General features: G+C 47.5%; 15 protein-coding genes. 3 read left to right on the forward strand and 12 right to left on the reverse strand.

Going from position 1 to position 22,365, the window contains the following annotated elements; all coding sequences use genetic code 11:
• The first annotated feature begins 211 nt into the window (after window positions 1-211).
• Together MN202_RS00920 and MN202_RS00925 are read left to right on the forward strand one after the other, a co-directional pair.
• A complete protein-coding gene (locus MN202_RS00920; protein WP_335734201.1) occupies window positions 212-2,344 on the forward strand; it encodes a sensor domain-containing protein in 2,133 nt (710 codons plus the stop codon).
• A 36-nt stretch (window positions 2,345-2,380) separates the two neighbouring features.
• On the forward strand, window positions 2,381-3,991 hold the full coding sequence (locus tag MN202_RS00925) for a methyl-accepting chemotaxis protein (RefSeq protein ID WP_335734202.1): 1,611 nt from the start codon (window positions 2,381-2,383) through the stop codon (window positions 3,989-3,991).
• Between the two features lie 8 nt (window positions 3,992-3,999).
• On the opposite strand, the gene MN202_RS00930 is transcribed toward MN202_RS00925, so the two are convergent.
• The 8 genes from MN202_RS00930 to MN202_RS00965 form a co-directional block, all read right to left on the reverse strand.
• The gene (locus MN202_RS00930; protein WP_335734203.1) at window positions 4,000-6,948 is read right to left on the reverse strand and encodes an AAA family ATPase; all 2,949 of its coding nucleotides are present in this window, start codon (window positions 6,946-6,948) and stop codon (window positions 4,000-4,002) included.
• A 381-nt stretch (window positions 6,949-7,329) separates the two neighbouring features.
• On the reverse strand, window positions 7,330-8,748 hold the full coding sequence (locus MN202_RS00935) for a TnsD family Tn7-like transposition protein (RefSeq protein ID WP_335734204.1): 1,419 nt from the start codon (window positions 8,746-8,748) through the stop codon (window positions 7,330-7,332).
• Window positions 8,717-9,685: a TniQ family protein gene (locus MN202_RS00940; RefSeq protein WP_335734205.1), complete on the reverse strand. Its 969-nt coding sequence runs from the start codon at window positions 9,683-9,685 to the stop codon at window positions 8,717-8,719. Before MN202_RS00940 ends, MN202_RS00935 begins: the two co-directional genes overlap by 32 nt.
• A gap of 1 nt (window position 9,686) precedes the next feature.
• Window positions 9,687-11,072 (reverse strand): AAA family ATPase, encoded by a 1,386-nt coding sequence (locus MN202_RS00945; protein WP_335734206.1) that lies wholly within the window; start codon window positions 11,070-11,072, stop codon window positions 9,687-9,689.
• A 13-nt stretch (window positions 11,073-11,085) separates the two neighbouring features.
• Window positions 11,086-13,149, reverse strand: a complete 2,064-nt coding sequence (locus tag MN202_RS00950; protein ID WP_335734207.1) for a hypothetical protein — start codon at window positions 13,147-13,149, stop codon at window positions 11,086-11,088.
• 99 nt (window positions 13,150-13,248) lie between these two features.
• Window positions 13,249-14,067, reverse strand: coding sequence for a TnsA endonuclease N-terminal domain-containing protein (locus MN202_RS00955; protein ID WP_335734208.1), 819 nt, complete (start codon window positions 14,065-14,067; stop codon window positions 13,249-13,251).
• A gap of 148 nt (window positions 14,068-14,215) precedes the next feature.
• Complete coding sequence (locus tag MN202_RS00960; protein WP_335734209.1) at window positions 14,216-14,530, reverse strand: hypothetical protein; 315 nt, start codon at window positions 14,528-14,530, stop codon at window positions 14,216-14,218.
• Entirely contained in the window at window positions 14,527-14,913 is a 387-nt protein-coding gene (locus MN202_RS00965; protein ID WP_335734210.1) for a hypothetical protein, read from the reverse strand. The genes MN202_RS00960 and MN202_RS00965 overlap by 4 nt, the downstream gene beginning before the upstream one ends.
• 151 nt (window positions 14,914-15,064) lie before the next feature.
• On the opposite strand from MN202_RS00965, the gene MN202_RS00970 reads away from it, so the two are divergent.
• Window positions 15,065-15,265 (forward strand): helix-turn-helix domain-containing protein, encoded by a 201-nt coding sequence (locus MN202_RS00970; protein WP_335734211.1) that lies wholly within the window; start codon window positions 15,065-15,067, stop codon window positions 15,263-15,265.
• Window positions 15,266-15,664: 399 nt separating this feature from the next.
• On the opposite strand, the gene MN202_RS00975 is transcribed toward MN202_RS00970, so the two are convergent.
• Genes MN202_RS00975 through MN202_RS00990 form a run of 4 tightly spaced genes read right to left on the reverse strand, consistent with a single transcriptional unit; the run spans window position 15,665 to window position 22,353 of the window.
• Window positions 15,665-16,828: a DUF3322 domain-containing protein gene (locus tag MN202_RS00975; RefSeq protein ID WP_335734212.1), complete on the reverse strand. Its 1,164-nt coding sequence runs from the start codon at window positions 16,826-16,828 to the stop codon at window positions 15,665-15,667.
• Window positions 16,812-20,117, reverse strand: coding sequence for an ATP-binding protein (locus tag MN202_RS00980; RefSeq protein WP_335734213.1), 3,306 nt, complete (start codon window positions 20,115-20,117; stop codon window positions 16,812-16,814). Before MN202_RS00980 ends, MN202_RS00975 begins: the two co-directional genes overlap by 17 nt.
• A complete protein-coding gene (locus MN202_RS00985) occupies window positions 20,114-20,854 on the reverse strand; it encodes a DUF4194 domain-containing protein (protein WP_335734214.1) in 741 nt (246 codons plus the stop codon). Before MN202_RS00985 ends, MN202_RS00980 begins: the two co-directional genes overlap by 4 nt.
• Window positions 20,851-22,353: a DUF3375 domain-containing protein gene (locus MN202_RS00990; RefSeq protein WP_335734215.1), complete on the reverse strand. Its 1,503-nt coding sequence runs from the start codon at window positions 22,351-22,353 to the stop codon at window positions 20,851-20,853. The genes MN202_RS00985 and MN202_RS00990 overlap by 4 nt, the downstream gene beginning before the upstream one ends.
• Between the last annotated feature and the right edge of the window lie 12 nt (window positions 22,354-22,365).

A 22,365-nucleotide genomic window follows, 5' to 3' on the forward strand; every position in this document is an offset into this window, starting at 1 on the left:
CAGCCAGGAGTTTGGCGGCTGGTTACAAAACCCTTTTAGGTCAATTATTGAGAGGCTTTGCTACATTACTTTGATTTAGATCAAGAACATAATACTGACGATAATATCAGAATGACATTGTTGTCATAGTGATTGGGCGTTATCACCATTGGGTGCAGCGTCAGCTGCTTACAACTATGTTTGTGCCATTCAAATAATGATGAGAGCTATTATGCAGAGCTTTATAGCCAGCCACGCATCTACACAATTACTGAACGCTGACCAGCAAGCCGTAATCTTGCTGCATAATCAACAAATCATGACTTTTAATGACGCAGCGGGCAAACTGTTTCACGCCAGCCCGGAACAATTAGCCAAAATCCATCACCCAGCCCAGTTATCTCCATTGCAGCAACCCTGTGGCAGCTCTTCGTTCGATAAAGCCGAGCAAATGCTGGCTAAAGCCATCGAACAAGGGCAACACCAGTTCCACTGGCTGCATCAGCGCATGAACGGTGAGCCTTTTTATGCCAGGGTCACCTTAACCATTGTCGCTGAAGCAGAGCAGGAAATATTGTGCGCCGTGGTACAGGACTTAAGCATAGAGACCCGCAACATGCTGAACATGGCACTGGGCCGACTGATGTTCAGCAAAAGTCACGATGCGATAATGATCACTGACCGCGATAACCGGATAGTCGACGTTAATCCGGCTTTTTGCCGGATAACTGGCTATCAACGGCCAGAAGTTATCGGTTTACCCGCAGGTTTTATGCGCTCAGGTGTTCACGACCAACAGTTTTATGCCCATTTATGGCAACAACTCAATCAATATGGCTGCTGGGAAGGCGAAATCTGGGATAAACACCGGCAGGGACATTTATTTCCGAAAGATTTGAAAATCTGCAGCGTAGCGGATCCTGATGGCTACGTGATGAATTACCTGGCTCTGTTTTCCGATATCTCAGAAAAACTTAACCACAAACTCGAACTGGAAAAACTGGCTTATTATGATGCCCTGACCGGCCTGCCAAACCGTACTTTACTGCTGGAAACGCTGGAACGTAACGTAACACGACTGAAGCTGCAGAACAGCGATCAGCAGTTAGCGTTAGCCTTGATTGATATTGATAATTTTAAAGCAATAAACGACACCCGCGGCCATTTATTTGGCGACCAGCTAATCAAAGCCGTGACCCACCGTATTGCCAGCCTGCTGTCAGCCGATGATTTTCTCGGCCGAATGAGCGGTGATGAATTTTTGCTGATTTTCAGGCCGCAACCGCAGCTATCCGCTATTGAGCAGCTGTTAAGCCGGATTATCGATTTTTCACTTGAACCCTTTGCAATTGACGATATCCGCCAGCAGGTCAGCGTTACTATCGGCATTGGAGTCTACCCTAAGGACGGTACCGACAGTAAAAGTTTGATCGCCAAAGCCGATATTGCCATGTATCACGCCAAACACAGAGGGGGTAATCAGTTCCTATTTTACTCGGCCGAAGTGGGAGCGCAGTTTTTTGAGAAAAGTGATATCGAACTCCATCTGGCTGATGCGATTCGTAAAGGCGACATCTTTCCCAAATTCCAACCAAAAATTGACCTGCATCAGGGTACTGTCATTGGTGGCGAGATCCTGGCCCGTTGGCAACGGGCAAACGGTGAATTTATTCCGCCAGACAAGTTTATTGCCATAGCGGAGCAACAACATCAGATCCAGGCGTTATCAGCCTCTCTGATCTGGCAAAGCAGCGCCCTGGCCGGCAATCACGTTAGGGCGCATTCGCTAACCCTGGCATTTAATGTCTCGGTGCAGGAATTGCTGGAACCCAAGTTCAGCCAACAATTTAGTGCAACCCTGGCGAAGTGCGGTTTAAGCCCGGAGCATTGCGAAATAGAAATCACTGAATCTTGCCTGATTGAAAACTTTGCCCAGGCAAAAAGCTGCGTCGACGAGCTGCGTCAGCTGGGTATAAAAGTCGCTATCGACGACTTTGGCACCGGCTTTTGTTCGCTGAATTACCTGCGTTCGCTGGCGGTTGATACCATAAAACTGGATCGCAGCTTTGTCGGCGAACTGGATGTCGACAACCTGAACAATATGATAGTGGTCAAAGCTATTATAGATTTAGCTCACCAGTTAGGGATTAAAGTTTTGGCAGAGGGCGTCGAAACGCAGACGCAATTGGCAATTCTCAAAGCGCTGCAATGTGATGAAGTACAAGGCTTTTATTTCTCACCTGCGTTGGCGTGGCAGGATTTCTGCCAGTTTGCCAGCCAGTTTAATGCCGAAGATATCTGCCGGCTAAACAAAATACCGCTACCGCCTGACATTGCTGCTTTACTGCAGAAAAATGCGCAATAACCACTGCTCTGAAAACTAAAACAATAAAGGGATCTTATGAGGAATAATCAACCTGTTACCGGCCGCAATGTGCCCCTGGCTGAGCACGATATTATCTTATCGACCACCAAAGCCGACAGCAGCATTAGCTATATCAATGCTGATTTTGTCCGCATTAGCGGCTTTTCCGCCGAGGAATTAATCGGCCAACCGCACAATATTGTGCGTCATCCCGATATGCCAGCACAAGCCTTTGCCGAGATGTGGGCGACTCTCAAAGCCGGCCGCAGCTGGATGGGGCTGGTGAAAAACCGTTGTAAAAATGGCGATCACTATTGGGTGAATGCCTATGTCACTCCCATTTTTAAAAACGGTCAGCTGGCGGAGCTGCAATCGGTTCGCACTAAGGCGGAACAGCCGCTAATCGCTGTAGCTGAGCAACTTTATCCAAAGCTGCAGCAAGCTGCTAAGCAACAAGATAAGGCAACTCTGAAACCAACGACATCATGGTCTGTTACCCACCGCTGCACCACCCTGCTCTGGGCAGGGCTGGCCGGCCTGACACTGATGCTGCAGCTGAGCGCTGCCAGTGGCGCTTTGTTGTGGCTGTTGCTGGCTGCAACCGGCATTGGCATCAGTGCCTTACAATACCGGCAGTTGCAGCCACTGCGCCAGTTAGACCAGATAGCCACCGCGATAGCAGACAACCCTCTTAGTACCCGGCTTTATACCGGCTGTAACGATGAATTTGGCCGCATTGAATATGCGCTGCGCATGCAACAGGCTGAAACCGCCGCAGTAGTTGGCCGGTTGAATGATGCCGCCGACCGTCTTGGCCAAAATGCCAGCGCCCTGCTGCAGAAAGTCGGCTCCAGCCAGCAAGCCAATAACCTGCAGCAGGCCGAAACGGATCAGGTGGTGTCAGCGGTCAGCCAAATGGCCACCAGCATTATCCAGGTGGCTGAGTCAGCCCAGACTGCCTCGCTAGCTGCCGGGCAGGCTGATCAAGCGGCGGTCAGCGGACATCATCTGGTAAACACCAGCAGCTCAGCCATCGGGCAACTGGCCGATAATATCATGCAGGCAACCGGCATCATGCAGCAACTGGCAAGGCACAGCAATGACATCAGTGTAGTGCTGGGCATTATTCAGGCGGTGGCAGAGCAAACTAATCTGCTGGCATTAAACGCAGCAATTGAAGCGGCAAGAGCCGGTGAACAAGGTAAGGGCTTTGCCGTAGTTGCCGCCGCAGTCAGAGAGCTGGCAGCGCGCACTCAGCAATCGACAGCCGATATTCAGCGTACCACTGCAGCCTTGCAATCTTCAGTACAACAGGCCGTAGCAGTAATGCACAGTAGCAGCCGGCAGGCAGGCCTCTGTGTTGATAATGCCATTCAAGCCAAAGCTGCCTTGCAAAGTATAGGTGAACAGGTTAACGCGATTACCAGCATGAATGCGCAAATTGCCAGTGCCGCGGTGCAGCAGCGCGACGCCAGTGCAGAGATCAGTCAGAGCATTGAACGCATTCGTCAAAGTACTGGTATTAATGTACAGCATGGATACAGCAACCTCACTACAGCCTCCGAAGTGGAAGGGCTTTCCGTATTACTGCGTGAACTGGCGCTGCACTTCTGGCAAACCAGACAGCACGCTCAAGCTGGCAAATAAGATTGTGCTCAGCGGGAAGCAAATTGCACAATACCGCGTGCTTGCTCCAGCAGATCTATATCATCTGAATCACTGAGAGTATTGAGCAGTTGTTCTAACGCAGACAGCTCGTCCGGCGTTGGCGTTCCGCGTTCACACCAGGCCGTCAGTGCCAGCAATTCCAGCCAGGCCGCACCTTGTGCTCTGGCTTCGGCAATAGCCAGTTGCAATGATTCAGCCTCCACTTTGGCGTCGCCGCGCAGATGGGCGATAGCCGCCTGGATTAACATTAATTGCGGCAAGTAAATCCGTTCGTCATAGCCATTCACAATTTCAAGCGCCTGATCCAGTTGCAGCTGTGCCTGTTGCCAGTCACCGGCCAGAATATAGGCTTCCGCCGCATAACCCAGCGTCTCGCTGCTACCGGCCAGCATACCCAATGCCCGGTTTTCCCCGTACGCTGCACAGATCTGTTGTGCTCCCGCTGCATTACCGCAGCGAGCATCGGCCCAGCCCAGAAACCAGCGGCATGCTGCCCTGCCCTGAGCCAGAGCATATTCATCAACTAATAATTGCATTTCTCTGGCCAGTGCAGCAACGCCAGCCGTGTCGCCACGCCGGATACGGCACAAGGCATCACACCAGATAGTTAGCAGCAACGCCATCGGCTGAGCGTGTTGCCGCGACTTATTATAGGCCTGCTGCATGTGCGTATGCGCCTCAGTGAACCGGCCCAGAAGTGATAACACCATACTGATCGTCGTTAACACGGTAACCTCAGGATCCACAATATAACCGGCAAGAATCTGGCCGTTAGCTGTCGTGTTTAACGCTAATAAAGACAAAGCTTGCTGCAATACCTCCAGCGCGACCTTATGCTGGCCACGGATCATCATCACCTGGCCTTTGATGATGCAGCCAGCGAGCGTTAACGAGCCATTCTCAGTTAGCGCAGCCATCGTTTGGGCACGTTCAGCAACCACCAATACTTCGTTGTACTCGGCGCGTAAATATAACAGGAAGCCTAAACCATACAGCGCAAGCCCGGTCATCGGATGCTGCGGAAATGTGGCAACTAGTTCAACCGCATGCTGATAAGCCTTTTTCGCATCATCACCTGCACCACGGGTGTGAAACGCGGCCACACCGCGCAGCGTTGCCAGGGTAATTTCATATGAAGTACGTTCGTCACTTGCCGCAGTCCGTGCCGCTATTTCCAACGCACGTTCAGTTAAACTCATGCAACTGGAGGGACTCAGGTGTTGCAGCGCAGTTTGTGCCGCTTCAGCATAATAACGCAATGCTTTTAACGGCATCCGTCCCAGATCAAAATGGCTGGCCAACTCTGCTGCTGCAATGTTTAGCCCTTGCTCCCTTTGCTGTTCCAGCACAGTACCAATTTTATGATGCAAGCCGCTACGATTGGCCGCGCTGGTGTTATCGTACAGCCGTTGCCGGTACAAGGCGTGGCGAAACACATAGCTATATCCGCGGTTATCGTTTTCATTACCCGCAGTAGCAGTAATCAGCCAGATCCGCTCACGCACCAGCGCATCACAGATATCTATGGTGTGCAATTCATCCCAGCCCAACACTCCTGCCAGAGTGCTGATATTCAATTCCATACCTGCAACGGCAGCACAGGTAAGCAATTTATGCTGTGATTCAGATAATCGGGCAATATAGTGGTCAATAAGCGCACCCAAGCTATCGGGTACCGTGGAAGCAGCCAACAGGGCCGGATCCTGATTGCCGGCATCGGCTAACTTGCACAGCACATCATTGGCAATAGACGCAACAAACAGCGGCACACCACCGGTGCGCTCATGCAATGTTTGCACAAAGCATTCATTCGACAGTAGCACTGAGCTGTGCGCCGCCATATACGCCGCCACCTCTTGTTCAGAAAATGAATCCAGCAGGATCTCGTCAGACAGCCCGGCTGGCCTCAATTCATGTCGGATCAAATTCAACGGATGCTCTAAAGCAATGATTTCGGTTAACCGGAAGCTGGATAACCACATCAGGCGCGGTCTGCCGCGCCTCCTGGCCATATAATCTATCAGCTGGATAGTGGACTGATCAGCCCATTGCAAATCTTCAGTCACCAGCAACAGAGGATGATGTTCGGTATAACGATCAACAAACTCGGCCATCTCGCGCAACATCCGCTGTGGATTGACGCCGACTAACTCATGCAGTAAGACTTCACGCTCTGAGGAGGTACAAAGCCACGGCAGTTGTAACAGCCAGGTCGGTGCCACATCACGCAGCAACACGCCGGCTGCAGGGTCTTTCCGGCACAGCTCTGACAGAGCTTCCAGCACCGGTAAATAAGGTTCACCGGCGCCATAATGCTGTACACACTGGCCAAAAATACAAACTACACCGCTAAGTTCAGACACAAATCGCTCAATCAGCGTTGTCTTACCTATGCCCGGCTCGCCGGCTACCCAGACAATGGCCCGGCTGCCCTGCAACGCCTTTTGCCAGGATTGATGCAGTCGTTTTAACGGTTCCGTTCTGCCAACAAACAAAGTTGCAGAGGCGGCATCGGCCACGGCTCCATTATGAAGAAGTACCTGCGGCGCAACCGGGTCTGTTTTAGGCAGCAAGGGCGCCGCACTTTCAGTTACCGTAGCGGTAGTCGCAATAAAGCGGTAGCCCCTACGTGCCAGGGTTTCAATATACAAAGGTTGGCGCGGGTCGTCACCGAGCGCCTTGCGCACATCGCTGATGGCACCTTTGAGCACAGAATCGCTAACGAAACGATGCCCCCAGACTTGATCCAGCAAAGCATGCTTGGATAACAAAGTGCCGGACTGGCGCAGCAACGCGCACAACAAGCCGAAAGGAACAGGCGGTAACGCTACAGAGTGACCGTTGCTCAATAGCAAGGCATTGCGCTCATCGACTTCGAAATCGCCAAAGCGGACATGAACTGGCTTTGATGAGACCTCAGGTTCAGGTTTTGACATTAATGAATTCGGATAGCATCAATTAGGAAGTAAGGTTATCAGTATATGCATACTGCCGCATAACTGCTAGTTAAATTAACAACTTAGCGCGGATAGCAAACATAAGTTACCACAGCTTCAGATTCGCCTGTTCCAAGTTTATCAGCATAATTCAAACTCTTATCGCTCGGATCTATTCCACTCAGATAAGACACCGTAATAAGCTCTAGTCTCACCACCATTAGCGGCGTTTACTATTTCGACAACTTCAATAATTGAATATGCATTCTCAATTGCTGGTGATATCTTTTTTCTCTCACTTTTTGTCTCAAAGGACAATATTTCTAACAGCGGGAGCGATTGCTCAGCGAAGTAATGTGCCAAACTAAACCCACCAATAATCTAGTGCAGCCACCTCTGCTCTCGCGGGGTTTCTGCCGGCAACTGCTGATATAGCCATTCGGAATCATTTTTATAAAGCCAGGTGTAAGACGCTCTGGCTGCTTTTTGCACGTCAGTGCGGCGCCATGTAGATTTGCTAATGAGAAGTTTTTGAATGGCATCACGGTGCTTCTGCCGTGTAACGGATACTCGCCTTTCTCTTCTTTGCTGAACAATGTCAGGGTTTTGCGCCAGAATTTGCTCTACCGCCGCAATACTGCATAACATTTTGAGGGCTATTTTCGCCGTGCTCTGCCCATCTGATAGCAACTGCGTAATGAGATCACGCTCTGCACCAAATAATGTTTGTGGCCGCCGCTCTATCAGCACACCCTGTTGCAACGCTATTTTTTTGGCAGTGGTCACAGAACAGTTTAGCCGCCTGGCAAAGCTTCGCAAGCTACCGTGTTCGTTAGGCAGATAACGTATTGATTTCGCTGTTGAGTTACACGTCAGAACTTGTTTCGGCATTTTGGTTTGATGGTTATCAAATTGCTGGTAAAACACCTTGAAATTTTTCCAGCTATCAAACAGCCCTGCTAAAACCAACAGATGTTTTAGTGGTGACAAAGTATTGTTTTCACGATGGAAAAACGCTTTCAAATAAAGATTAGTATTGTCATGCAGCAATGCGGCGATCTCTGTTATAGCCTCCGCTGGTAGCCAGTTATTTAAAAAATCGCTTTGCCATTTTTGTTGTCGAATTCGCCCACAATCAGTTACAAACCCTTCCTTGTTTAGTTTCATCCTGACACACTGACGAAGCCGCTGACCAGAATAATTGCTAAGCGGCATACGCCAAGCATCCTCTGTGAATTCAGCAAGATTCATTAATACTTCAGAGTACCCGGCTGGGTTAGGCTCGCCATTGCCCGGTAATACCAGCCTTTTTCGGTCGACGTTAACGGCAAAGAGTGGTTGTTGATGCTTCTGACAAATGTATACGCCAGATAACTGATGCTCAATACACCAGTACGGGTAGCCATGAGTATCTTGCTGTTCTGTATAACACTGAGGGCAATAGCGCATTTGGCCAGATAATTTCATTCTATTAGCTGAAGTCGACAATAATTTATCGAGTAATGTCGTGCGTCCATTAACCAATTCTGCCTGGGCCATCTGATAAACATCCTCAGAGACAAAGGAGCGGAATAACGGTAACACCGTGTGACGATCTATCAAAGTGTGTCGATCAATTCCGGTTAGTTCCGATAACTGGGGAATGACTGAAACAAACGCAGAGGGTAATTGCTTGTGCTGAGAACCTAAAAGCTCTTTAAGTGCCATACCTGCGGTTGGGTAGCCCATGTTAATGGCTATGCGGCTCAACCCACTGTACAAGGTTTCGTTAGACTGTAACGACAGATGGAATGTGATCATCTTGCAACACCAACTGATTAAAATCGCTTAATCCCAGAAACTGATACGCCAGCAAGTGACAGACCGGAGGAACAGTTTCAGCGTAACGAATTGCGCTATAGAGTCGTTTAACTCTATCGTTGCTCTCCATGACATCCGGTGTAAAGTAAATGCCTAAATCATTTATACGCAGCCATGCATCAAAGCTATTTTCTGCCTCATCAATACGCTCCCAACCAGAAATGCCTTTAACGCTGGCCATTAAGGAAACGCCGTATTTCATAGGATGGCCAAATCGAAGCCGGATCAAATCATCGGCTTCATACAATAATTTTAGACCCTGTGTCTGGACCCATTTTGTTACCTCATTATGATTGAAGATCTTGGCTTCAAGAGTAGCGCTGCACTTAGCGCACGATCCAACAACCGGAAGCGGCTGCTCAATTAAATCAGTAATACTTGAACCACAGTTTTCGCAGCCGCTGACCAAAAAAATTTCAGGGTGATGATTACAGGTTATTGATGACGGTATCTGATGACTCGTCCGCCAGTATGGCATGCCATATTGCAGCAAATCACTCTCTGCACACACTGGGCAGTATCGCCAAACACCTGCAAACTTTAACTTTGTTAATTGCGGAATTCGTGGCGTTGTTGCATCCCTCATTTCGTTGTTTAATGCAGCCTTTACAACCTTGTAAGGCAAACCATGGCTGTAGTAGCCCAACAGCGAATGTCGTAGTATCAACTTTTGCCTGTCAGGTTTAGTTGTCGCGTCTTTCAAATAAAACTCCATTGCAGAATGCACCAGAACCGAGTTGCTCAGCGGCACGCTCCGGCTAAACAGTTTCATTTGAGCGTCTTGTAAATTCTTATAGCCCACCAACAGTAGCATTCTCGCTACACCAGACAACATATGTTCGTCCGGCAATAGCTGTGGTTTAAATGGCAAGTTCATATTAAACAGTGCCTAATGTCAGTTTGGATGGCTGTTTTACCACTGAGTCATCGTTCTCTGATGGTGGAAACATGGCGTTGGTTACAGGAGTAACCGCCTTCGCATCCAAATCTCTCCGCTTCATTTTCTCTTTCTGGTTAGTAGACTTCCAGTCTTGTGGAATTTGCTTTTCATATTCGTCCGCAATTCCACGCCTCAGACAACTTAACGCTGGGTCTATCAATGAAAACTGATTCTTATAAACCGACAGAAGCAGCTTCACATCATCAGTAGACATTGAATCAGCGCCCTTTTTCTCTGCCCGCTGCATCAGAATTTCATGGTGCTGCTTGGCCAGACGCAGCATTATGGCCGGCAATCCACAACTCAACAGATAAAACCGGTCGATAAATTCTTCTGATAACGCTGTGCAGTTAAGCAGAATATCTCGTGGGAATAGCGCCTCAATAAAGCGCTTATATTGAGGCGAATCCTTGGTAAGCGGTTTAAACTGGATTGCACGGTCATTCAACATACGCCTGGCGATGGTAAAGTCTGCACTGCCATTTGCAGAGTAGTCTGCACGAAAAATTTCTAGGCCGGCTGTAGTGGTGCTGAGTAACATAGGGATCCCAAGCTTGTTAAAGATAGCCTCCAGCACTGTCATCGACGGTGTATCCTTACTTTTAGCGTACCCCTTCATGAACTGCATCTCATCGATATGCACCAAACCTAGCTCATGTGTTTGTGCGACCAATTGCATTCCAGTAATGTGTTGATCAACACTGTCCCTGTTGCGTTTTGACCATACAGTGTAGTATTCATCCGTTCCCAAAGCTTTATCTACCGCACGAAAGAAATTTAACGCCAATGCCTTGATACTTGGGGTCGCAGGCAAGTCCATACTGATCCATAACAGCTGCGACTGTTGGTATGGCTTACCTTCGTACTCCTGATGACATATGACTTGCGGTATAGCGTTTAAAATTGAAAGGATAGTTGTTGATTTCCCAGCTCCAGACACCCCATGCACCAACATGGTTGGTGCTGTAGTCATTGCTGCAGGAACCGCAGCTATTTTTTCATTGAGCGCAACAGCCAATTTATATTTTATCCGGTTTGAATTTGCGCGAAGCGGATTGCGCAAGCTATACGAATTGAGTAAATGGCTGACGATTTTCTCATATAGTATTTCCATCTGGGGCGCTGGTACATGGATCTGGTTTAACGCTTCCAGCACAGTAACTCGATAAATTTTACTGAGTTTCCAGTAATTTGGAGGACACCACTGATACTTGCCTGACACCACTTGTTCCTGGAACTCTGGGTCACACAAAAAATGTAATGCTTCCACCAATGGGTTGCCTTGTAAATTAGGCAGAGTTAAGAGTTTATATGTCGCATCCATGTCATACTCCGAATCAAAATAATTCACTATCGATGTCGTACAGATCACCATCTGCAATTCGTTCTTGTTGAGAATCACCAGGTTGCATTAGGGCCCTAGTCAAAACGGCCCCCTCAGCCTCCCGCAATTGCTTTTGTTGCTCTTCTTTACGCAGCTTAATTCCGGGCAGCATCGACTTTCTGGTCGACGCTTTAGCAGTAGAAAAAGTTGATTTGTCAGCAGCGTTACTAATCAATGCATCGATTTTGGTATCGCGTTCAGCACGAAGATAGCGTTCTTTATCTTTTGCGTCATGGGTGATAGATTTCTCTTCAAATAGCCGATGTTCGGCGATTTCCCACGGCTGACAGACATAGCGGCTATCATTATTAATCATCTTCAGCTCTAATCTGATAAACTCACCGTCGTCAGAACAGTGCCATATATGATTAACATAATCTTTTAACCGCTTAATCGGAATTTTTACGCGCTTCTTCGCTGCGGATTTGAACATACTAATAAGAATAGGATGATCGGAGATGTATTCTAATCCGCCAAAGTTAATCCCGTGATCAGTCACTGTGGCCTCTTCTTCTGGTAGAAACGCCCAAAATACTCTCGCTTGGTCTTCAGCTGTAGTTGGCCGCCCCCCAGCCATATCATTTTGCACGCTGTGTAAATAAATCGCTTCAGGATTTGTCTCACAGCCATCTATAGCAGCCTTGAAACCCAATCTTTTTAAGCGATCTGCGGATTTGTTTTGATAAATGATTTCGTGTATCAGTATCCCTACTACCTGTTGGTAAGTATAAGTAGCATCATTTGAAGGGTGGCTTTCAGTCCGTTCTTGCTGCTTAAAAATCGCCCCCGGTAAGTGATGAATAAGGTTGTCATTAACAATACCAAACTTGCGTTCTACCGTGCCCTTACAATCACCTCGGTAAGCTGCCGCAAGATTCACAGCCTTGATACCTAAAAGGCTTTTAAGAGCACTGGAAATCAAACAGTCCTTGTATTCCCGACCATTATCAATAGTGATTTCATTGGGGATATGATGAGCGGGCCAATCATCATTCGCTATATTCACGCCGTAACGACGAGCAAATTCAACTTTATCAAGACAGGCGTTTGCGAGCGCTTGAACAACTCCGGCCCAGTCTGGACCAGAGAACCCCAGATACATGCCAACAATCATTGATGACTGAACATCAATAACCAGATACAACACAGGACGCCCCACGCTCAATCCCGCTTCATAAGGATAAGCGACGTATATATCTAAAATTGTCGCATCGACTTCGTATCGATGCGTTGCCCCTAAAACGCCATCACGTGCAGAGCCTGTACGTGGGGCAATATCTTTTGCATATTTGAGATGACCATGCTGTACCTTCGCTAACGTTTCAGGGTTAATTAACCTCCTGAAATGATAGTAGAACTGGTCGTAACTGATACAGTCGCTTTTAGCATACGGTACAAGGATACTATGTTGCGTGCCATCGCCGAGATCTCGTAACATTTCTGTGCGTTGGTATTTCGCATCGAAAAGCTCGTATGCATTATGAATTGAAAACTTCCGTTTAGCCGATTTGAAGACGTTAATTACGGCGAGGATGTTTTTTTTGTCAGCTTCACATATTCCTCTGGTTTGCTTTTCCGTGAAACGCGGCTTGCGTCCGCGTTTTGTTCGTTGAGCAAATTGACTGTTAGTTCCAATGTGTTTCAACCCAACTGGAAGCAAAGCATTCTTCGTCATTCCCAGTGCAATGTATCGGTTCAACTCACGATAATATGCTGATTTGTTCGCCCAGCCCCCGCTGTCAACTTCTGCCAAGATTTCACAGTTTATTCCATCGCCGAATAAATACTGTTCAATTAAATCAGCAGATGTTAATGGTCGCAGTAAAGCCCACTTTTCGTCACGTCTCATTATCCACTCTGCCCGGCCCCTTGCCGTCAAAACCTTGTCGGAAAAACTTAGCTCAGGTGGTAGTGCATACTCTCCTGCCGTCAAACTATAAGCACGGCAATGTTCGATCAGTTGTTCTGACGTAAATATGACCGGTTTTTTAAAGTCGCCCTTTTTAATACGACCCATGTTAGATAGTGCGTAAAAGCGCCCGCATTTACTTATTGCACAGACCCGGAAAGACTCTGTATCGCTGAAATAACTACTCCCAACATGAGGCATAAAATGTCACTCCAGCTCAATCGGACGATATTTCTGCAACTTGCTGGAATGAACCAACTTAACCAGGTCGTGCAATACACAAAAGCAGAACAATTGCTCAGCATCATCCTGACCAATAGCCAATATCGTTGCACTCTGAATGAATAAATCCGACAAATGTGCGTAACGATTTTTTTCCCAGATGTCATAGAACACGGAGGGAAATTCCATGGCTAGACTCTTGTCAGCAACACCTTTAAAGCTATTCTTGCAAAACTGAATGTTCCAAGCCCGCTCTTTAGTCGCATGCAATTCTGTAATGACCCGGTATTCGATACCTCGGCGGTTCCAGTACTCCTGCTCGATTTCCAGCTTTTGTATAGTACGGGTGGCAGAAGGTAAGAATGCGGAACAGCTTTTATCCGTATAAAGATCTGAGCTGTATTTGAACGTATACGCCTTTGCCTTTAATAACAGCTTCTGGTTAACCAGCGACTGAGAGACTGTAATAAAGTCTGTAGTCATCACGATTATTTGTTTAGTTTTGTAGTTCCGCGGATGAACATAGCCGAGTTCATTCGCGATTGAGAGTGTTTCGCTAAAATCGAGGGCATACTGCTCTTTTACTTCTACCGTCGTTGGCCGACTAATCATTATTTCATAAGCTCGCCGCTCCGCGTCTGACAGGAGATGTACCTCTCGCTGTTGTTTGTCGCACCAGATCCAGTGACGCCGCCCAAATTTATTAACTGCACGCACGGTGAGAAAAGGGCGATACGTTCCTGAGTGAATGTCGAGAACCCATTGGTTATATTTTTTCAATGTAGAACATTTCAATAACTGCATATAACCTCCGAAATTCATAACGAATTAAATATCTAACACTCGAACCGCTCACAGTCAAACAACAAAAATGTTTATAAACAAAAGCTTAAACCTAAAAGCCACAACAAAATTGTTTTCTTGACACCTGGCTTTATTAACGAATTTGCCCTTAATGCACCATCATCGACAGTGGTGCACTGACACAAGGTTCCTGAAAAATATTTTTATTTTTTGAAAAAAAGATACGTTGACACATAAATTTATCAGCAGGAGCAGTGATCAAAGCACCTAACTCATACACTCCGTAAGGAGTCAATGCACGAGCAGATAACCTGTCTAATTGCAAAACTGGACCAACTTTCACCAGACAGGAACGTTTCTCTGTAATCTCAAGCACACCATATAAATATGGCAGGCCAATGGAGCCATCATGCTCAATGAAATATTGCGTCAGGCGTTGTGACGGAAATGCGTTGCTAATCATTCGATGTACTCCTGGCCGGTTTTCTCAATAAGAAACCGCAACAAATCTCTTTGCAGTTCGTGTAAACGGATAGTGCGAATACAACTTGCGCAGCAAGCGTAACGACGAACCCAATACAGCACGGCTTCGGTATTGTCTGATTCAGAACCAACACCACATACCGGTACCAACAAAACACCTAAGGGCTCAATTCGTAAGCTCGTAATCAAATTCAGCGCCATACTCCGGGTTTGACCTAAAAACCGCTTCCGCAAAATCTCGGCACGAACAGCAGAAGGAATGTTGTCCAATTCAGGAAATGAGCCTTGCAGACAAATGTTATCCGGGGTGTGAGCTTTTAAAGTCCAATGTGGCGCAGGTATTACGTTCAAAGATTTTTTCATAGAATTCCCGCCTACGGTGAGTTACCCTAAGTCACAGAATCACATTTGAAAGCTTAAAATGTCATCCTAAATGAAATTTAGCATCGCAAAATAACATTTGCAAGTGCTTTTTGTCATTTAAAATGAATTTTTTTTATCAGGAGTAGCAAAGTTGATTAAATGTCACCTGGCCAGACTAATGGGCGAACGGAAAATGAAAATCGTTGATGTCGCCAGAGAGACTGGCCTGCACCGTAATACGGTCACTCTCCTTTATAAGGAATCTGCTGTTAGAGTCGATTTTGACGCAATAGATAAGCTGTGCGACTTGTTTGGTTGCAAAGTGGAAGATTTGTTTGAGAAGGTTGATTAAATATTCAGCTTTTAACTGAAACTGGCCTGCAACAGTGATGGCAGGTTCCGCTGCATAGAGTTTTGTCTGGTTGCGCCTTCTTTTAACTAACAATCTATCGACAGTTGATGCTAACGCAGGAAATAACTGTTCTAGTTGGTCATGAAACCTGCCGATAGAAGCAGTCGCTAAAAGATTGGCGATTTAAAACAATTCTCTGTGAAAGACCGGCACCGCCCCCTTCTAAAACAACTGGGCGTGCCGGCCCACTGCACAGCAACCTGCTCTGCTGTGACCCAAGGTTCAGTATTCATCACACGAACTCTGAAAGCATTTATCATCAATTTGATTTTCAAAGCGTATGAGTTTATTTCTGCCAACAGTGATTAACAGCAACTCAGCTGCATACTGCACAACTTATTAATCGCAGAACGATGTCGTAAGCTCAAGCCAGGCTCTCAATGCATTATGTACCTCTGTTTCCGGCAAGTACTCTTGCTCTAAACGACCTTTCTGTTGTGTTAACAACCATTGATACAGCATCCCTTCAGTTTCGGATAATCCTTCAGGAGTGCTCGCACTCGCAGGCACTGCCTCAACCACCGCATTGCCGCGCTGATGTTTATGAAAAACTGCTTCGCTCATCAGTATTGGCTCTAAGTCAGGCCTATACAGCCTGGCGCGCGCGAGCATCAGCAGGCCCCAAGTATCGATGTCTCCCCAATAGCCAACTTGCTTGCCATCGAAACAGGGCGACTGCAACCATTGAAGATCTAGCCCCGCACCAAGTATGGCAAGCGTATCGGGTAATGACGGTAGCTGGTGTGCGCAATGTTCATTTTCAATGAGCAACAATCGTGAACCCGGTAATGAAGTTTCTGCCAACTCTGACGTCGTCAAACGTATACGTTTAAACGGCAATAGCCGTGGGTCCAGCGCTATGACTAATAGCCAATGGTCTTTTTCATTCAATGCATCCAGAAAGGTCTCCAGCCCCTGCTCGCTAGCTACAGTAGGAAAGCGCTGATCCAGCAATTTGGTTAACAGTATTCGGTTGCGTTCAAAAAACTTGGTATCTACGCCTTTCCCCGCTAACAGTCGCAGCGGTTTTCCTTGAGCACAACCGGGAGACAGAGAGTCTGCGAGTTGGGCGGCAGCTATGACTTCATCTACGTCTTTAATTCGCCACAGTGAGCGCTCTCGAATAAATAATGCGCGGTAGTATGATGGAATATGTTCTAGCAGATAAGAAAGTGACTGGAACTCTTTAGTAACTTGAAAGTCTTCCGCTGCTTCTATCCAATCTGATGGCTTATTAATCTGCCAATAAAGCGGTATAGATACTGCTTGCTCCCCGGCTCGATATCTAACCGCCTGCCATTCTACTTGCCCCGCTTTCACCGCCCTCCAACTTTCCAGATGTTGGCGCACCTTGGCCGGCTGGTTTGAGAATGCTTCTGCAGTCGGCTTGCCAATTGCTAGTTTCAAGGGCCAAGCTTCTGCTGAAAGTAAGCGTTCAACACGTAGCGCAGCCCTCTGCCAATCTCTCGCCAGTTTGGATGCAATCTCAGTCGGTGATTTCATCGTGGTCACTTTTTCGCTTGGGTTTGATTTGATCCAATTCTTGCCAACTCAGCGCAGCCATCGTAGAAGCCAGTTCTCGGCGATGCACTACAATCGCGGAACGAGTGTGGTTGCGCAACAAACGCATCTCCTTATTTGGTGTAATAAAAAGTGCATGTAAACCAAATTCTTTTAGCGCGGCAATTATACGCCCGGCAACCGCGGGTGAGCTGCGAGAAAAAGCTTCATCCAAAACGATGGTACCAAATAACGGTCGACTGCTGCCGTCAGGACAGAGCGCATAGCTGAGCGAAGCGGTAAGTACATAGGAAGCAATTATCTCTTTTTCACCACCACTGCCACCTTGTGAACCTCTACGCGTTTCAATGAGTTGACCGGTTTGTCTATCCAGTACGGAAATTTTGAATTCAAGACGAAATCGAGGATCAAGTAACGCTTTAGCCGCCAGAGTTCGTTGACGCTCGCAGGCATTGCGTAACTGTTCGATAATGTTCTGTAACGCTTTATATTGGCTCTCTCCCTCATCGTCGACGAAGCGAGCTGACGCCAAACGCTGTTGCGCTTTATGCAAACTACGCAGACTTTCATGCACTACTTTAGACGCAACTAACTGTAAATAACGCCCAGCCTGAAAATCTGTTCGGCGCAGAGTATTATTCACATCCTCAAGCCGCTCCTCAATCAGGCCCACTTCGTTATCGATGGTGGCCAACAGCTGCGTCACGCCTTCATCGGAGGAACGGTTTAGATAAGCTTTAAAGCGTAAACGTTTTTCCGGAAGAGCTTCCTCTGTCAAAAGTCTTAGTCGTTCCAGATACGCCGGCACATCCTCCAGCTCAGTCCCTACTTCTGCCAAGGCGCCATGGTCTTCTTTTTTAGCAGCCGCCATCAGTCTTACCAAACCGTTTGATAACTCATTCTTCTTTGACAGTAGTGACTCCAGTTCCTTTTGGAGATCAGCCGATGTCTGACGCTCAATTTCATCAACCTCAGCTAACTTTTCCATACTGACGGTCATCAGCGCATTAGTTGCCAATTGGCGTTGTGAGTCTGTTAATCCTGGTTCAGCACGTGCATATGCTTTGCTTTTTTGAGCTGTCGCCAATTCCAGATCTCGGGTGGCGTTAACATAAGCCACAGTCAGGTTGTTATGCTCAGCCGCCAGCTCTTTCAAATCAGCCTCAGCATGTTCCCACCGGTTTTTCGCAGCTGTTACATCTGACTCCGGTGCGGTGATTTGTGAAAGCTTGTCTAACTGGATTTTTAACTGCAGAGCTGCTTCTTCAACATTTACCTGCTCAAAGGTTGCCCTCTTCAACTCCTCCATAACAATTTGTTTATTAGAAATATTTTGTTCATCTGCGCGGGCTTTTTCCAACTGTGCAGCCAGTGACTTTTGCTGCAACTTACCCTCTTCCAGCTGTAATAAAAGTGCAGCCAGTCGATCGCGGTTATCAAAACCTGTTTGCCAGTCATCTTGCAGACGCTTTTGATCTTGCTTGTCATAAAACCGTGACTTTGACGACATGGTACCTTCACGCGTCATTGCATGCTGGATATGGCGTAAGGCTTCTGGAGAGTCGACACAGTGTCTGTCTATATCTGCAATAACTGATTTGACCGCCTCGCGATAGGGGTGCGGTTTATATTCAAGTTTGCGAGCAAAACCATCTTCAAAAAAGTGTGGTTGGGTATTCGGTTCTTTGACTTCCAACAGCCGCACATGCAACTGATTATCGCGCTGATTTACCCAATACAAGGCCGCCTCAGCCGCCTCTGGTGGAACCAAAAGGCGCAACCTATTGGCACCTATCGCACGCTCAATTGCCCCACGCCAATCCTGCTCAGTTTCTTTTACCTGCACCAACTCAGCAACAAACGGCAACTGATCCACATTCAGTAACATGGCTTGCGCCAGCGCGGTGCGGAAAAAGTGAAAACTGGCAGGAATATTTGAATCAGGACGCTGTTGTATTTCTTGATAATCTCTTTCAAGTACAATCAAGTTATCAGCAGCCTGTTTCAGAGCCACCCCATGCTCAAAACTCAACTCTTTGGCTTGGTGGAGTTTTGGTGTAAGTGCTTTCAAAAGTTGATCAACTGTTGCTTGGTTTGCAGCAAAACTTTGTTCGTCCGCTGGGATTGGTATATTTAGCTGTTTAGCCAGCAAAGCGTATTGATGAGCACTGGTTTCCTTACTCCTGAGGTTATTACGTTTTTCCAGAATCAGATCTTCCAGCACCTGAATATCCGCCCCGCCTAATTTCAAATAAGCTTCTTTCAAACTATCACGCAATATAGCTTGAGTTTGTTGCCGACTTTCAACTGCGGATTTGCTTCGTTCAGTTTGTTCAAACTCTGTATGCAAATGCTCGCTGCGAGCTTTCCACAGCTTAAAGGCCTGTTCCCCAAACCAAATCGGCAAGATATGCTTCAGTTCGTTTTTCTCATCAAGCACCTGTTGGTGCACTGTATATTTCCCCCAAGCGGATTTAACCGGCTCTAAAGAACGCTGCTGACGACGAGCAATCTCTAACTCGTCATGAATCGCACTGAGATCATCAAAGCTATCTGCAACCTCTTTCGCGCGTTCAAAGGCCGAAGTGTCATCCAACACCAGTTCACGAAAAATTTCATCAATGCTGTTCAGCTGTTTTAAGCCTGCAGCGCGATTCAGCAGGGTGAAGGCGTTTTCACGCACTTCAAAATAGTCACGTACTCGGGCCAGATAATCTTTTTTTGATGGATAAGTCCAAATACCTGTAGCGTTTTTTTCAATCTGGCGCAGCGCAGTCATTCCACCTTCATGCTGTGAGCTAAGCCACAGCTCTAACGTCTGGCTTTCCGCGGTGGCAAAAAACCAGAGGCGCTTTAAATCACTCGGGCTGGAACTGGTATCATCGAACCAGAACAAAGCACCTAAACGTACAACGTTTTCGCCATTATCCAGTGTGATTGCAATCCCCGTCACAGTTTTGCCTGTTCGAGCGATATGGGTGTGTTGATCACTACCATCTCCTGGCCCAGACACCCCTCTAACATAGGAAACCAGATCACGATCACTTTCATGACCTCCGGTTGAAGCCAGATTGTATTTAGGTGAGCTACAAATCAACGTCATAAATGCATCCACCAAGGTAGTTTTACCACTGCCCGTGGGCCCCACTACTGCTGTACCATAGATATCAATCGGCGCCCGGTGATGACCGCCGAAGCCACCCCAGTTAAAAAGCTCTATCTCACGAAGTGTATAAGTGGCGTCGTGATGCCAAATTGCGGCCTGCGTCATACGTCACTCCCGTCGGACATTGGCTCACCTTGGCTCTGAGCACGTACTTTTAGGCTATGAAGCAGAACCTGCAAGTTCTCAGGATTGGCAAGATGCGAAATAATCGGGCGAATCGTGACCCGATCATTTTTGTCAGGCGCCGTTACCAAACCATGGTCTTTCAACTGATCCAACAAATTGAGCATTCGGGTCCGTTCTCTTGCTTCACTACCTAACTCACCCAGATAAACTTGCATCTGCGGTATAAGCTCGTCCACAGCAACTACAGCCCTAGATGACCCACTCCCGGCTTCCTGTTCACTAGCTACGAAATATTGACGCAAGAGCGCTATCAGTAACGATTGTTCGAGATTTAGTCGCTGCTTGCGCACCAAAGTATGTGACCACTCATCTTCTGTTTCATTTATAACGTCACTTTTCATCACCTTGAGATATACCAATCCTCTTACATCATCCAGTTCCGCCAGCAAGTCCAGAGGTTCCAGCACATTATTCAATACGTTAAAGGATCTGACGGCATTGCGATAAAGGTTGGGTTTTAGACTTTCCTCCAACAAACCAAAACGCAGCAGTTCCTGAACCGCTTCGCGCACTCGCAGTTCAGTACGGTCGACGTCTGATTGTTCAGATTGTGTCGTTACAGCTTCATCTTCGAAGGTTTCGGTCCCAAACTTTTCTTCATTAACATCCTGGCCAGGGTCTTTTTGGGTAAGACGGTCAAAAATACTGTCCATCATGAAAACTCCCAGTCAATATCTTGCAGATCTTGTGCACTCATCGCGAGATAGGGCAGATTGAATAGCCAGCGGTTTTGTTCTTCGTCGGTCAGTTCAACCTGTTGATGGTGTTGCGCGTCGATCACAATGCCTGCTTCGCGTGCCATCTCTAACCAAAGCGCAAAGGTTTCTAAATCATGCACCGGCGGCAAATACGTCGCCAGTTCCAGCAGGGTCAAAGGCCGCCCCTGCTCTGTGAGCAACTGTAAAGTTTGTCGCAGAGTTGCTTCTCTATCCAGTCCATCCAAAGCGAGCCAGAATTCTTCATCAAGTGCCTTTAAATCAGCCTCTTGCGTAGTTAAATCCAATTCATCCTTACCCAAATTATCCAGAGCCTTAAAGCGCAAACGCTCAGCCACTGGCAATGTGCCAAGCGCAACACCAACAGGTGGGAGCGGAGAAACACTGCGGCGTATGGCTTGACGTTGCCAGTCCAGCTCCAGAGCAACTTGGAGAATTTCATTGAGTAACTGCCCAACTCGATGATGCTCAGCTGCCAAACCAGTTTTCAGGAAGCCTTTCACATCCCGCTCACTGCGCGCTCTCGCCTGCAGAACCGCCTGGCTTTCCTTAACAAGCCGCCGCGGCAACCCTTTAAGATCCTGCACCTGCGCCCGTTGCAGTGCTTTATCTGCAGCAGGGTGAGACAAAATCGTACGTAAACGCTCAACCATCACGTCCAGCTCGATACTTTGCCTTAGTTGCTCCTGAAAGCTTTCAAACACACGGCCCTCCGGTGTGTTTAATAATGCAGCCTGACCATCCAGCAACTGATCCACCACCTGCCCCCGATTCAACTGCTCTGTCATTATTGACTGACGTAACATCCGGTCAGCTTCGCGCCAGGAATCCTCCACCCGCCGAAAATCAGCTCGTAAGCCCGTTGCCAAACTATATATTTCACGGATCCTTTCTATCGCTTCTGACTCAGAAAGTACCGGAATATCTCCAGCCTCAGCTTCAGCCAACTCCCGTTGCAATGCTTTGATACGACCATGCAGAGATGCAATACGACTGGCGGGATTTGGGTTTAAACCGACTTCGAGATTTTCAATTTCTCGCTGCACCACTGACAAACGAGAAGCTGTAGAGGTCATAATGCGATTATCCAAAGATTCGATGAACCGAATCGCTGCCGACAAAGCATCCGTCGCATACAGCCTCTGCCCCCGCTCAATAACTAGCCCGCGCTTAATCCATTCTCTGAGCTCTCGTCCTGCCAATAGTCGTGGATTTTCACTATCAATATCGTACTCGTCATAAGCCGCGTACTCCGCCAGCATCTCTGTGAGTGCTTGCAGCGCATCTTCCTCAGCAATACCGTCTTCAGCCAGGTCAAATAAAACACTCAAACAACCCAACACCAAAGGTGAACGACGCGAAGCCAAAAGCACCCAAGCAGGATGCTGCTTTCGCGTAGAGACGTATTTTTGTGTACGTTGTTGAGCGGTTGCGTCCATAAATCATTCCTT

Origin of the sequence: Rheinheimera muenzenbergensis, from assembly GCF_036984005.1 — a bacterium.
In the GTDB taxonomy this organism is placed as follows: Bacteria; Pseudomonadota; Gammaproteobacteria; order Enterobacterales; family Alteromonadaceae; genus Alishewanella; species Alishewanella muenzenbergensis.

Bases quoted from the DNA above. Each gene is read 5' to 3' on its own strand.
- MN202_RS00985 (WP_335734214.1), bottom strand. From the start codon at position 20,854: ATGATGGACAGTATTTTTGACCGTCTTACCCAAAAAGACCCTGGCCAG.
- MN202_RS00945 (WP_335734206.1), bottom strand. From the start codon at position 11,072: ATGGATGCGACATATAAACTCTTAACTCTGCCTAATTTACAAGGCAAC.
- MN202_RS00920 (WP_335734201.1), top strand. From the start codon at position 212: ATGCAGAGCTTTATAGCCAGCCACGCATCTACACAATTACTGAACGCT.
- MN202_RS00960 (WP_335734209.1), bottom strand. From the start codon at position 14,530: ATGATTAGCAACGCATTTCCGTCACAACGCCTGACGCAATATTTCATT.
- MN202_RS00940 (WP_335734205.1), bottom strand. From the start codon at position 9,685: ATGAACTTGCCATTTAAACCACAGCTATTGCCGGACGAACATATGTTG.
- MN202_RS00925 (WP_335734202.1), top strand. From the start codon at position 2,381: ATGAGGAATAATCAACCTGTTACCGGCCGCAATGTGCCCCTGGCTGAG.
- MN202_RS00975 (WP_335734212.1), bottom strand. From the start codon at position 16,828: ATGAAATCACCGACTGAGATTGCATCCAAACTGGCGAGAGATTGGCAG.
- MN202_RS00930 (WP_335734203.1), bottom strand. From the start codon at position 6,948: ATGTCAAAACCTGAACCTGAGGTCTCATCAAAGCCAGTTCATGTCCGC.
- MN202_RS00990 (WP_335734215.1), bottom strand. From the start codon at position 22,353: ATGGACGCAACCGCTCAACAACGTACACAAAAATACGTCTCTACGCGA.
- MN202_RS00950 (WP_335734207.1), bottom strand. From the start codon at position 13,149: ATGGGTCGTATTAAAAAGGGCGACTTTAAAAAACCGGTCATATTTACG.
- MN202_RS00935 (WP_335734204.1), bottom strand. From the start codon at position 8,748: ATGATCACATTCCATCTGTCGTTACAGTCTAACGAAACCTTGTACAGT.
- MN202_RS00980 (WP_335734213.1), bottom strand. From the start codon at position 20,117: ATGACGCAGGCCGCAATTTGGCATCACGACGCCACTTATACACTTCGT.
- MN202_RS00965 (WP_335734210.1), bottom strand. From the start codon at position 14,913: ATGAAAAAATCTTTGAACGTAATACCTGCGCCACATTGGACTTTAAAA.
- MN202_RS00955 (WP_335734208.1), bottom strand. From the start codon at position 14,067: ATGCAGTTATTGAAATGTTCTACATTGAAAAAATATAACCAATGGGTT.